The organism is Aquifex sp., from assembly GCF_056494385.1.
On the sequence record NZ_JBSLZM010000063.1, the window covers coordinates 1 to 11,714 of the forward strand.

The 11,714-nt window shown below is 44.3% G+C and carries 17 protein-coding genes; 11 read left to right on the forward strand and 6 right to left on the reverse strand.

Going from position 1 to position 11,714, the window contains the following annotated elements:
- From hemN to ACWB1W_RS04940, 8 genes are all read left to right on the forward strand, one after another.
- Window positions 1–713: oxygen-independent coproporphyrinogen III oxidase (gene hemN / locus ACWB1W_RS04905; protein ID WP_479370271.1), on the forward strand; the 713-nt coding region annotated here is incomplete at its 5' end.
- On the forward strand, window positions 713–1,633 hold the full coding sequence (locus tag ACWB1W_RS04910; protein WP_479370272.1) for an ABC transporter ATP-binding protein: 921 nt from the start codon (window positions 713–715) through the stop codon (window positions 1,631–1,633). The genes hemN and ACWB1W_RS04910, both read left to right, overlap by 1 nt.
- Window positions 1,602–2,870 (forward strand): hemolysin family protein, encoded by a 1,269-nt coding sequence (locus ACWB1W_RS04915; protein WP_479370273.1) that lies wholly within the window; start codon window positions 1,602–1,604, stop codon window positions 2,868–2,870. Before ACWB1W_RS04910 ends, ACWB1W_RS04915 begins: the two co-directional genes overlap by 32 nt.
- Window positions 2,867–3,787 carry a thiamine-phosphate kinase gene (gene thiL / locus ACWB1W_RS04920; RefSeq protein ID WP_479370274.1) on the forward strand — a complete coding sequence of 307 codons (921 nt, stop codon included), beginning with the start codon at window positions 2,867–2,869 and terminating at the stop codon, window positions 3,785–3,787. Before ACWB1W_RS04915 ends, thiL begins: the two co-directional genes overlap by 4 nt.
- Window positions 3,735–4,268, forward strand: a complete 534-nt coding sequence (locus tag ACWB1W_RS04925) for a prepilin-type N-terminal cleavage/methylation domain-containing protein (RefSeq protein WP_479370275.1) — start codon at window positions 3,735–3,737, stop codon at window positions 4,266–4,268. The genes thiL and ACWB1W_RS04925 overlap by 53 nt, the downstream gene beginning before the upstream one ends.
- A 1-nt stretch (window position 4,269) precedes the next feature.
- A complete protein-coding gene (purC, locus tag ACWB1W_RS04930) occupies window positions 4,270–4,977 on the forward strand; it encodes a phosphoribosylaminoimidazolesuccinocarboxamide synthase (RefSeq protein ID WP_479370276.1) in 708 nt (235 codons plus the stop codon).
- A 42-nt stretch (window positions 4,978–5,019) separates the two neighbouring features.
- Complete coding sequence (locus ACWB1W_RS04935; protein WP_479370277.1) at window positions 5,020–5,289, forward strand: HU family DNA-binding protein; 270 nt, start codon at window positions 5,020–5,022, stop codon at window positions 5,287–5,289.
- A gap of 31 nt (window positions 5,290–5,320) precedes the next feature.
- Window positions 5,321–6,433 (forward strand): glycosyltransferase family 4 protein, encoded by a 1,113-nt coding sequence (locus ACWB1W_RS04940; RefSeq protein WP_479370278.1) that lies wholly within the window; start codon window positions 5,321–5,323, stop codon window positions 6,431–6,433.
- Here the strand turns inward: ACWB1W_RS04940 and ACWB1W_RS04945 are convergent.
- Complete coding sequence (locus ACWB1W_RS04945; RefSeq protein WP_479370279.1) at window positions 6,414–6,884, reverse strand: YqaA family protein; 471 nt, start codon at window positions 6,882–6,884, stop codon at window positions 6,414–6,416. The two genes, ACWB1W_RS04940 and ACWB1W_RS04945, sit on opposite strands and share 20 nt — an antisense overlap.
- Before the next feature lie 39 nt (window positions 6,885–6,923).
- On the opposite strand from ACWB1W_RS04945, the gene gltA reads away from it, so the two are divergent.
- Window positions 6,924–8,354 (forward strand): NADPH-dependent glutamate synthase, encoded by a 1,431-nt coding sequence (gene gltA / locus ACWB1W_RS04950; protein ID WP_479370280.1) that lies wholly within the window; start codon window positions 6,924–6,926, stop codon window positions 8,352–8,354.
- Entirely contained in the window at window positions 8,351–8,710 is a 360-nt protein-coding gene (locus ACWB1W_RS04955) for a hypothetical protein (RefSeq protein WP_479370281.1), read from the forward strand. Before gltA ends, ACWB1W_RS04955 begins: the two co-directional genes overlap by 4 nt.
- Here the strand turns inward: ACWB1W_RS04955 and ACWB1W_RS04960 are convergent.
- Window positions 8,707–8,940, reverse strand: a complete 234-nt coding sequence (locus ACWB1W_RS04960; RefSeq protein WP_479370282.1) for a hypothetical protein — start codon at window positions 8,938–8,940, stop codon at window positions 8,707–8,709. The genes ACWB1W_RS04955 and ACWB1W_RS04960 overlap by 4 nt on opposite strands.
- 64 nt (window positions 8,941–9,004) lie before the next feature.
- Entirely contained in the window at window positions 9,005–9,739 is a 735-nt protein-coding gene (gene bioW / locus ACWB1W_RS04965) for a 6-carboxyhexanoate--CoA ligase (RefSeq protein WP_479370283.1), read from the reverse strand.
- Window positions 9,740–9,749: 10 nt separating this feature from the next.
- Here bioW and ACWB1W_RS04970 point away from each other — a divergent pair, with 10 nt between their 5' ends.
- Window positions 9,750–10,271 carry a gamma carbonic anhydrase family protein gene (locus ACWB1W_RS04970; protein WP_479370284.1) on the forward strand — a complete coding sequence of 174 codons (522 nt, stop codon included), beginning with the start codon at window positions 9,750–9,752 and terminating at the stop codon, window positions 10,269–10,271.
- Here the strand turns inward: ACWB1W_RS04970 and ACWB1W_RS04975 are convergent.
- The 3 genes from ACWB1W_RS04975 to ACWB1W_RS04985 form a co-directional block, all read right to left on the reverse strand.
- Window positions 10,268–10,624 (reverse strand): gamma-glutamylcyclotransferase family protein, encoded by a 357-nt coding sequence (locus ACWB1W_RS04975; RefSeq protein ID WP_479370285.1) that lies wholly within the window; start codon window positions 10,622–10,624, stop codon window positions 10,268–10,270. The genes ACWB1W_RS04970 and ACWB1W_RS04975 overlap by 4 nt on opposite strands.
- The gene (locus tag ACWB1W_RS04980) at window positions 10,621–11,064 is read right to left on the reverse strand and encodes a gamma-glutamylcyclotransferase family protein (RefSeq protein WP_479370286.1); all 444 of its coding nucleotides are present in this window, start codon (window positions 11,062–11,064) and stop codon (window positions 10,621–10,623) included. Before ACWB1W_RS04980 ends, ACWB1W_RS04975 begins: the two co-directional genes overlap by 4 nt.
- 9 nt (window positions 11,065–11,073) lie before the next feature.
- The coding region (locus ACWB1W_RS04985; RefSeq protein ID WP_479370287.1) for a TrmH family RNA methyltransferase at window positions 11,074–11,714 on the reverse strand (641 nt) is incomplete at its 5' end.

An 11,714-nucleotide genomic window follows, 5' to 3' on the forward strand; every position in this document is an offset into this window, starting at 1 on the left:
AAAGCTTTGAGGAAACCGTTGAGAAGGTTATAGAGCTTAACCCCGACAGGATAGCGACCTACAGCTTCGCATATATACCCCAGATAAAACCCCACCAACAACTCCTTCCGAAGGAAGCTCTCCCCTCTGCGGAGGAAAAGCTGAGAATTCTTGAGATGGTTATAGAGCGCTTCCAGTCCGCAGGATACGTTTACATAGGTATGGATCACTTCGCAAAGCCCCATGATGAGCTTGCGGTAGCCCAGAAAAAGGGAGAGCTCTGGAGAAACTTCCAAGGATACACTACGAAGAAGGGTGTTGAGCTTCTGGGATTCGGTGCAACGTCGATAGGCATGCTTTACGACTCTTACTTCCAGAACTGGAAAACCCTCAGGGATTACAACAAGACCGTTGATGAGGGTAAAATTCCCGTCTTCAGGGGATATGTCCTCAACGAAGATGACTTTATAAGAAGGGAAGTGATAATGGATATAATGTGTAATCTCGGGGTTGAATTCGGGAAGATTGAAAAGATGTTCTCCATAAACTTTAAAGAATACTTTGAGAGGGAACTTGAAGAGTTGAGGGAGATGGAAGAGGACGGGCTTATAAAGATTGAGGACGACAGGATAAGAATTCTACCCGTCGGAAGACTTCTGATTAGGAACGTTGCCATGGTCTTTGACGCACACCTCAGAAAGAAGAAGGAGGTAAGCTTCTCAAAGACGATTTAATGGGAACACTTCTTGAGATAAACTCTCTTACGAAGACCTACAGGGTAAAGAAGGGATTATTTTCAAGGAAAGAGATAAGGGCCTTAAGGGGTGTAAGCCTGGAAATATACGAGGGTGAGATACTGTGTTTAGTCGGCGAGAGCGGTTCCGGAAAAAGCACCCTCGGTAAGATTATCCTTAGACTGGAAAGACCAACGGAGGGAAAAGTTCTTTTCAGGGGAAAGGACATTTTCCGAATGGGAAAGGAATACACAAGGCTTGTCTCGGTAGTGTTTCAGGACCCCAGAACCTCATTAAACCCGAGAATGAAGGTTAAGGAGGTAATAGAGGAACCTCTCATCGTTCATAGAGAAAAGGAAAGAGAGAAAAAGGTTCTTGAAGCGTTAAGGAGGGTAAAGCTACCCGAGGAAGTTCTTGAGAAAAGACCTCTTCAGCTCTCAGGAGGACAGGCCCAGCGGGTTGCAATAGCAAGGGCAATTGTGCTAAATCCTAAACTCATAGTTGCGGACGAACCAACCGCATCCTTAGACCTTTCGGTTCAAGAGGATGTTCTCAAACTCTTCAGAGAGCTGAACGAAAGGGGTATATCTTTTCTCTTCATAACCCACGACATAAGGGTTGTTGAGAAGATAGCAAACAGAGTTGCGGTTTTATACGGAGGCGTTCTTATGGAGCTTGGAAGGAAAGAAGATGTTTTAAAAAATCCCCTGAATCCGTATACACGCTTTCTCCTTGAGAGTATTCCCGCAAGACATCCGAAGGAGAGAAAGGCGTATACGCAGGTAAGCGAGGAGGAATACACTATACCCGAGGAGGGATGTCCATTTTATCCGAGATGTCCCGAGGCCTTTGAAGAGTGCAGAAAGACCCTTAGGAGGTCGGAGGTAGATGGAAGAGTCGTATACTGCAATCTATACTGACGTTCTCGTATTCCTTTTCTTACTTTTCGCCTCGGGATTTTTCGCATCTTCCGAGGTTGTTTTCTTCAGCGTGAGTAAGCCCCTTTTGATGAAGTTCTCAAACTCCCGCTTTTACAAGGTTCTTATGTATCTCCTCTCAAAACCGAAGGAGGTTCTCATATCCATACTCATAGGGAACGAATTAGTGAACATATTCATATCCTCCTACGGGACTAAGATATTCGTTGAGACATTCGGACAAAAGGGTGCATTTCTCTCGGTGATACTTTCCTCAACCCTTATATTCCTTTTCGGGGAAACGATTCCGAAGAACGTGGTTCTTCCCATAGCGGACAGGCTTGCAATTCTCTACGCACCTGTTTTTTACGTCTTTCACGTTCTCATAACACCCCTGAGGTTCATCCTCATAATTCCCGTTCAGGGACTACTCAAGAAGATGGGTATAGAGGTTAAGGAGGAAACCTATAAGCTTACGGAAGAAAGACTCCTCGGACTCATAGAGGAAGGTCTTGAGTCCGGAGAGTTTGACCTCCAGGAAAAGGTAATGGTGGAGAGAGTTCTTGAGCTTGATAAGGTTCTCGTAAAGGAGATAATGACACCCAGACCCTACATCTTTGCACTTCCCGAGGACAAGAAGGCGGGAGAGGTTATAGACATCATAAAGGAAAAAGCTCACAGTAAGATACCCGTATATAAGGACGTCCTTGACAACCTTACGGGGGTGGTGCACGTTAAGGAGCTTCTTCCCGTTCAGTTAAACAGAGAGAAAAAGCTTAAGGAATTTGCAAAGGAGCCCTTTGTCATTCCGGAAGTTATGACCCTTGCAAGGTTCTTAAACGAGCTCAGAAAGGCTAAGGTAAAGCTTGCTGTTGTGGTTGATGAACACGGAGTTATATCGGGGGTGATTACCCTTTACGACGTTCTTAAGTGGATTGTAGGGGATATACCCGAGGAGTATGAGGAAGAAAAAACCCTTGAGAAAATCTCCTCCGATACTTACAAGGTAGGCGGTTCGGTAAACATAGACGAACTTGCTCAAAAGCTAGGGATAGAGCTTCCCGAGGAGTATGAGTACGACACTGTAAGCGGTTTTATAATGGCTAATTTGGGAAGAGTTCCGAAGAAGGGGGATGAGTTTGTGTTTGACGGATACAAGTTCATAGTGAACGAGGTTGAAAAGAACAAGGTGAAAGAGGTTATAGTTGTAAAGCTCCAGGAGGAGAAGGTGGAAAAATGAGGATAAAGGAAGTCGGAGAGTTCGGTCTCATAGAGAGGCTTAAAAACCTCCTATCCACCGAGATAATAGGAGACGATACCGCACCTGTTAAACACGGGAAAAGCACGTTACTTCTCACGACGGATACGATGACGGAGGGAGTTCACTTCTTGAGGGAATATCTCCCCGAGGCTGTGGGATGGAAAGCGGTAAGTGTGAACGTGAGTGACGTTGTAGCAAACGGGGGATATCCGAAGTGGATACTCGTTTCTCTGAATGTACCCGAAGAGCTTGAACTCACATACGTTGAGAGGATATACGCGGGTATGAAAAGGGCTTGCACCTTTTACAACTGTGAAATAGTAGGGGGGAACGTATCAAAGCTCGCAAAAGTGAGTATATCCCTTTTCCTCGTAGGTGAGTCGGAAAGATTTGTAGGAAGGAGTGGGGCAAAGCCCGGAGACAGCCTTTTTGTATCGGGAACTCTGGGGGACTCAAGGGCGGGACTTGAACTCATTCTTATGAACAAAAGGGAATATGAACCCTTTGAGCTCGCACTCATTGAGAGACACCTGAGACCTACAGCACGAATAGACTACGTAAAGCACATACAAAAGTATGCAAACGCAAGCATGGACATAAGCGACGGACTACTTTCGGATGTCTGGCATCTTTCCGAAAGGAGCAAGGTAAGGATAAACATAAATACCGACAAACTACCCCTATCAAGAGAGCTTAAACTCTTTTGTGAGAAATACGGAAAGGATCCCTTAGAATACGCTCTAATCGGGGGGGAGGATTACCAGCTCCTTTTTACACATCCCAGGTCATCCTGGAACCCATTTCTTGATATGACCGAGATAGGAAGTGTTGAAGAAGGAGAGGGTGTTTACGTTGACGGGAAGCTCACAAAACCCGAAGGGTGGAAGCACTTCTGAAGCCTTTACTCTCGTTGAGGTTTTAATCGTCCTCTCCCTTTTATCCTTGATATTTACGCTTCTTAGTGTTTCCTTCTCAAGAGCAGTAAACTCCTCACTAACGGGAATAAAGACCTCGGGAAACTTGAAAGAAGAGATAACCCTTTTTTGGGAGTTCAGAAGGGCTTTAACGGGAGCGAGAAAGATACTTATAAAGGGGGGAATGGAGCTATACCTTGAGACAAGCGGAGGGGAGTTTTTTAAGGGTGTTGTAAAAAAAGCATACATTCTTAAAGGGGAAACCCTGTACACATACGAGTTTCCTTACCCTTCGGGAAGCCTTGACCTTTACGATGAGAAGAAACTTGTAAAGAAGGGAAAGTTTAAGAGCTTGAGGTTTTACGCTCTTGATAAGAACGGAAAGCACGAAAACTACGATGGGCTTCCCGATTTTGTATTAATTGAACTTAACGGGAAAGAACTTACCTTTAAAATTAAGTGAAATGGAGAAAGTAAGGAAGCTTTACGAGGGAAAAGCTAAGATAGTCTACGAAACAAAAGACCCAAACAAGGTAATACTTGAGTTCAAGGATACCGCTACCGCCTTTGACGGTGTAAAAAAAGAGGAGATAAAGGGAAAAGGCTCAATGAATACAGAGATTACCTCCGTAATCTTTGAAATACTTGAGAAGAGTGGAATAAAAACCCACTTTATAAAGAAGCTTTCCGAAAGGGAAATACTCGTATGGAAGGCAGAACGCTTTCCCGTTGAGGTTGTTGTTAGAAACGTGTCCGCCGGGAGTTTTGCAAAGAGATACGGAATAAAAGAGGGAACCCCCTTAAAAGAACCCCTCGTTGAGTTTTTTATGAAGAGCGATGAACTTCACGACCCGATGGTATGCAAAAATCACATAAAGGTTCTCGGACTTGCACCCCTTGAACTTCTTCCCGAAATGGAGGAAACCGCTCTAAAAGTTAACGAAATTTTAAAGGATTTATTCTCAAAAAAAGAAATTCTTTTAGTTGACTTCAAGCTTGAGTTTGGAAGGCTTCCCGATGGTTCCCTCGCCATCGTTGACGAGATAACACCGGATAGTATGAGACTGTGGGATAAATCAACGGGTGAAAAGTTGGATAAAGATAGGTTTAGGTTTGACCTCGGAGACCTTCTTGAGGGATATAAAAAAGTTCTTTCCAAATTGGTGGGTTGAGTATAAAATTAAACTAACAAAAACCCAAAGGGAGGTGCGAAGATGACAAAAGCGGAACTAATAGCCAAAATGGCAGAAAAAGCCGGGATTACGAAAAAAGAAGCTGATGCAGCTCTTAAGGCTTTTGTAGAGGCCATTCACGAGCTCTTTGAAAGGGAGGAGATGCTCAGAATTCCCGGACTCGGAACCTTTAAGGTTTCCGTAAGGAAGGCAAGGAAGGGAAGAAATCCCAGAACGGGAGAAGTAATAGAAATACCTGCGAGGAAGGTTCTAACATTCAAGCCTGCTAAGGAGCTCGTAAAACAGGCTTAATTTCTCCCTTTCCCTTTAAAATCTTTCTTTAATGTTCAAAGTTCTAAACGTTATTGACGGTATCGGATGGTGCGGGACGAAGGAACAAACTCATCTGATAACTAAGTATTTAGCCTTAAAGGGCGTTGAAAGTCACATAGCTCTCTCCTTTCAGTATAGATACATGAGAGATAAACTGAACGGGACTCCCGTAAAAATACACTTTTTTGAGGACTACAGAGGGGGAAGTTCTCGTTTCAACATCCTGAACGTATTAAGGTTGAGGAAAATAATAAAGGAGAATAATTACGATTTTGTTATAGCTCACTCTTCCCACGCAATGGATTACGTCCTTTTGTCAACACTCGGAATGCGGAAAAAACCTAAGGTTATAGCCCTCAGACGTTCGGGTTTTATCCCCGGCTTTTTCTCAAGGAGTTTTAAATACCGCTTTGCGGATAGAATAGTTGTTGTTTCGGAGCACGTGGCAGAAATCCTAAGAGAGAAAGGTATATTCGTGGATAAACTTAAAGTTATACAGAGCGGTATAGAGCTCAAAAGATTTTCTCCGAAACCGGAGCTTAGGGAGGAAGTGAGAAAAGAGTTAGGTGTAAGAGAAAACGAATACCTCTTTATGAACGTGGCTAACTGGCAACCCTGGAGGAAAGGACAGGAAGTTATCCTTAAAGCTCTCAGTAAGCTTCCTTTTAGAAACTTCAGGATGGTCTTCGTCGGACTTGATACAGACTCGGAAGAGGCAAAAAAGCTCTTCAGGAAATACGGCCTTGAGGGAAACTGTATAGGTCTTGGATTTAGAAGTGATGTAGATAGGCTCCTCCAGGGAGCTGACCTCTTTATAATGGCTTCCTTCTCCGAAGGTATAGCGGGGTCACTTCTTCAGGCTATGGCTACCGGAAGGATTGTCGTCTCAACGGATGCGGGAGGTATTCCGGAATACTTGAGGGACGGGATGAACGGCTTTATGGTCAAGATCGGGGACTATCGGGCTCTTTCACGGAAGATAATCCACGCCTTAAAACTCCCGGAAGATAAGAAAAGGGAGATATCAAGGGAGGCGGTAAAAACGGCACAGAACTACTCAATAGAACGAACCGTTGATAAGTATATAGAGCTTTTTCACGAGCTTAAAGAAGGTCTCCGATAGCCTCTCCGAAAAGGGCGAAAAGTAAGAACCTCGGGAACCGGCCTATCACACTCGCAACCACAAACCTCCAGAGCTCAAACTCAAGAATACCTGAAAGCCAACAGAAAACCTTATAGGGAACGGGTGTGAGTCCCGCAATTATAACCGCAAAGGTTCCATATCTGTTGTAAAAAGCCTCCGCTCTCAAGAACCTTTCCTCACCCAGAAGCTTTTTAGCCAAAGGCTCACCGAGAAGCTTCCCCAGGAAGTAAGCTACAACACCCCCCGATACGCTACCGATTGTAGCAACGAGTGCAGAGATAAGGGGGTTTAATCCGAGAGCGGTAGCTCCTCCTATGAAAGGGTCGGGGGGAACGGGCTGAATTATACTTTCGGTAAAGGCTATAAGAAATATACCGAGGTAGCCGTAAGACTCCACAAAACCCTCAAGGGTAATCTTCAATGATTCCATAACTTGATTATCTTAAACAAACAGTTATTATCTTACCTTATGGCAAAGAAGATAAGGTATCTTGACCGCAATAAAGAGCCCACCCTTCCCCCGGAGGAAAGGGTAAAAACCTTTCGTGAGTATGAGCTCGGGTATTCCGTTAACTTAGCTCTTGACGAAGCTCAGAGATGTTTATTCTGTAAAGATGCGGATCAGAGGTGTATTAAGGGATGCCCCGTTCACGTTGACATACCCGGGTTTATAAAGAAGATAACGGAAGGAGACCTCGTAGGAGCTTACAAGGTTATCATAGAGTCCGATATATTTCCTTCTATATGTGGAAGGGTATGTCCTCAAGAAAGGCAGTGCGAGGGAAGCTGTATCCTTTACTACGACACCGTAAGAAATAGGAAGAATAAAGGGCTTCCCGTCGCCATAGGTGCCCTTGAGAAGTTCGTAGGAGACTTCATAAGAATTTCCGGCATAGAAGTAGAGATAGAAAAGGAACCGCCCACGGGTATGAAGGTTGCGGTAATAGGTGCCGGTCCGGCGGGGCTCAGCTGTGCCTACGAGCTTGCAAAGAAGGGACACGAGGTTCACGTTTACGAAGCTCTACCCAAACCGGGAGGGGTTATGTATTACGGTATACCGAACGCAAGGCTTGATAAGGAAATAATAGAGTGGGAAATTAAGAAACTTGAGAAGCTCGGAATAAAGTTCTTTTACGGCTACCTCGTTGGTAAGACGATAACTCTTGATGAACTGAGGGAAAAATACGATGCCGTTTTTATAGCTGTAGGGGCGGGAAGGGGAAAGCTCGGGCTTCCGGGAGACCATCTTAAAGGTGTTTACTCCGCTATAGACTTTCTTATGAGGGTAAACCTTTACAAAGCTAACGAGTTTCCCAAGAAAGGCGTTCCGGTAGAGCTCGGAAAGAGAACGGTAATAATCGGAGGAGGATTTACAGCGGTTGATTGTGCTATAACTGCGAGAAGGCTCGGGGTTGAGACACACGTGGTTTACAGGAGAACGAGGGAAACCTCTTCCGCAAGGCAGGAGGAGTGGGACCACCTTATGGAAGACGGGGTTATAATCCACTGGCTCACCCAACCCGTTGAGATAATAGGAAATGAGAAAGGGGAAGTAGTGGGTATAAAGTGTATCAAGATGGAACTGGGAGAGCCCGACGAGAGCGGAAGGCCCAGGCCTGTTCCCGTTCCCAACTCAGAGCACATAATAGAGTGCGACTCGGTTATCTTTGCGATAGGCCAGAGGGCTAACCCTATTGCTTACGAGGGAAGCGGACTAAAAACAACGAAGTGGGGAACCATAGAAGTTAACGAGAGATATGAGACGAACCTTGAGGGTGTGTTTGCAGGGGGAGATGTTATAAACGGAGGGGACAGGGTTGTCGTTGCTTTAGCTCATGGAAAAGAAGCGGCAAAATATATACACGAGTATTTAATGAGTAAGAAGGAGGCGGGAAGATGAGCATAAGGCACCAGATGAGACAAAAGGTAGAAGAGCTCTTTAAACTCTTTATGGAGAGGGAAAACCCTCAGGGTGAAACGGTTGTTTATGCGGTTTTTGTTCCCAAAGAGGGAGAGGTTGACGAGGAGTCGGTTGATATATTTGAGCAGGAAGTGAACCCTCAAGACACCGAAAGTCTTGAAAAATTCTTTTCAAGGGTTACAAAGGTAGCCCTTGAAAACGACGTGAAAGAACTCAAACTTTACGGATATGCTTACGATAAAAACGGAGAGATTGTTATAGTGTCCCCCGAAGGGGACCAAGAAATTGAAGAGGTTGTAAAGGAGTTAATAGAAAGGATGAAGGAAGAGGTTTAAACGTATATAGGTTCCGTGAACTCGGAAATGCCCGTCGTCAGGCGGGTGTATATCGCCTTTCCCCTCAGGGACTTTAAAGAAATTCTCTCTTCTCCACTTTCTTTCACTATTACAAGTTCCTCACCTTCTACCCTTATCTCCTTCGGAGGTTGTCCGGTAGACTTCTCAAGTATATTCTTATCCCTTAAAATATCTTGTGAGAAAAGTTGTGCTTCTGTTGCCACGGCCATTTTTCACCTCCTTTTTAATTTTTTTCTATTAATAATTTTTTTCTTTTCTCCTCACGTGTGTATGTTAGAAATCATCTCTCCAATCTATGAGAACCACTTTCTTTTCAAGACACTCAATAACCTTCTCTAAACCCTCTTTCTTTACAAAGTAAACCCTTCCACCTAACGGGTCTCCCTCAACCTTTAGGGGTTTTATCCTCACGTAACCTATCTTTTTTCCCGAGACGTATCCCGTTGTGTAGTTTGGGTCGTCGCTCCAACAAAGTTCTGCTATAACCCCGCAGTAAAGGTTTTTCATAGCAAGCGCAAGAGCGTCAACCGTTCTTAAGGTATATCCCCTTTTCAGGAGAAGCTCCGTTACTCTTTTCCTTTCCTTCCAGTCAAAGTTTACAGTTCTTACACCTCTGCTCTTGTCGGGTTCAAGCCTTTCTCCCGTTTCTACATCCATAAGAACGGCTCCCCTCATATTTCCACCGTAAGGGTTAGCACCTTTTGAAAGGGTTTCAACAGCTTTTTTTGCTAAATCTTCCTTTACACCTTCTTCCATTAGCTTTTTAACAGCGAAGCTCCTCGCTTCTTCCACGCTTTTAAACTCGTATGAGCTTATCTTTAAAGTAAAGGGAATTTCCTCAAAACTCTTAATCTTTTCAACCTTCAGGTTTATAAAATCGTAATCCTTCGGTCTTTTTATAAGTTCTTTTACCGTTTCTTCAAGCTCCCCTTTATTTACGATTCTTTCAGCTCCGGAGACGTGTTTACCACCTTTTTCCGCACGCATTCTTACACTGAAGAGTTCCATAATAAAAAATATGGCTATAGTAAGGGGGTATAAGGGCAAATACCCAAAGATACACGAAAGCGTATACCTTTCGGACAACGTCGTCGTAATAGGAGACGTTGAGATAGGAGAAGACTCAAGTGTGTGGTGGGGAACGGTGATAAGGGGAGACGTTAATTACATAAGGATAGGAAAAAGGACAAATATACAGGACAACTGTGTCGTCCACGTAACCCACGATACACACCCAACGATAATAGGGGATAACGTAACCGTAGGACACGGTGTAATACTTCACGGGTGTGTTCTTCATAACAACATTCTGGTAGGAATGGGAGCAACCATTATGGACGGTGTTGAGATAGAGGACTATGTTCTGGTAGGTGCGGGAGCATTGGTCACACCTAACAAGAAAATTCCCTCGGGTGTCCTCGTTGCGGGCGTTCCCGCTAAAATCGTTAGAGAGCTGAGGGAGGAAGAGATAAAACTCATAGAGGAATCTGCGGAAAACTACGTAAGGTATAAGAACGAGTATTTAAAAACCGCTCCTTAAAACTCGTATTCCCCCTTTTCGTTCACGTCAGCCTTTTCCAAACCTTCCGTATCACCGAGGTAAACGTATATGTAGGCTTTAACCTTTCCTCCCTCGTCAAGGATTATCTCGGTCAACTCCCGCCCGTATAGGTGAGGAACGCCCTCGTAATAATCAAGTTCCTTCAAAGTTTCCTCGTCTACCTCGTAAATCTCTCCCCTAACTTTTCTGGTTCCCTTAACTACGCCCGGGTAGTGGGAAACGATATACATATCGTAGCCTTCGGCTACACCCGTTCCGAGAAATTTAGCCCCCTTCAGGAGGTCGTTAGCTCCCTTACCTCTCTTTAGCGTTCCGTAAACGAATACTTTCATACTGTTTCAACGCTTCTCAGCATCTCGCAGTATTCCTCGGAGAGAAGGTCGCAACCTTTCAGCAAGTGTTCCAGGTATTTTTTCGTAGGTTTTAGACCCTCCGCAGTTTTATCGGACCGGGCTATATAAACCACAGCCTTTACCTTTTCTCCGTTGTCAAGTTCAACCTCAACCTCATCCCTGTAGTAATGTTCCGGATAACCCTCGTAATGGTCCAGCTTCCTTATATCTTCGGGGTTTATCTCGTAAAGTATTCCCTCAACAACTCCGTTGTTATCCCTCACTATGTTTGCGTATCCTACACCTACCTTTCTGCTCGCAACCTTGTTGAAGAGCAACTTCCATCCTCTCAAAACGGCCCTCTTTCTTTCGGAGAAGTTAACCCCCCTTTCCCTCATTCTTTCGGGATTCATGTTTGAGCCGTAAGCAAAGTAATACATTCTAAACCCCTAAACTTTTGCATTCCCTCCCACCCTCTTCCTATCTTTTATTATATCCTCGTAAGCCCACTTTTTTAAAATCTTCTTTATCTCCTCTTCGGAAAGGGAAGGTTTATCGTACATACCTTTTTCCCACCGTTGTCTCTGAGCTTCGTAAAGGATTATTCCCGTTGCAACGGAAACGTTAAGGCTCTGAGCCATTCCAAACATCGGTATGACTATTCTCTGGTCCGCAAGCTCAACAAGTTCAGGAGAAACTCCCTGAAGCTCGTTTCCCACAACTATGACTGTTGGTTTTGTATAGTCTACTGTCCTGAAGTCTACGGAGTCTTTTGATATCCACGTAGCTACAATTTGAAAGCCTTTATCTTTAAACTCCTTTATCTTTTTAACGGGGTCGTCAACCCTTTCTATGAAAACCCACTTATGAGAACCCTGGGTTATACCCTCATTTATTTTCGCATTCTTCCCTTCCGCATGATGATAGTAAAGGTATAAAACCCCTACAGCGTCACAGGTCCTTATGATTGCGGAGAAGTTATGTTCATTTTTAACGTTATCCGCGAAGACTATAAGGTCTTTCTGTCTTCTTTCAAGAACCTCCCTCAACCTCTTTAGGCGTTTTTCAACCACCAGGTATTCCATTACTT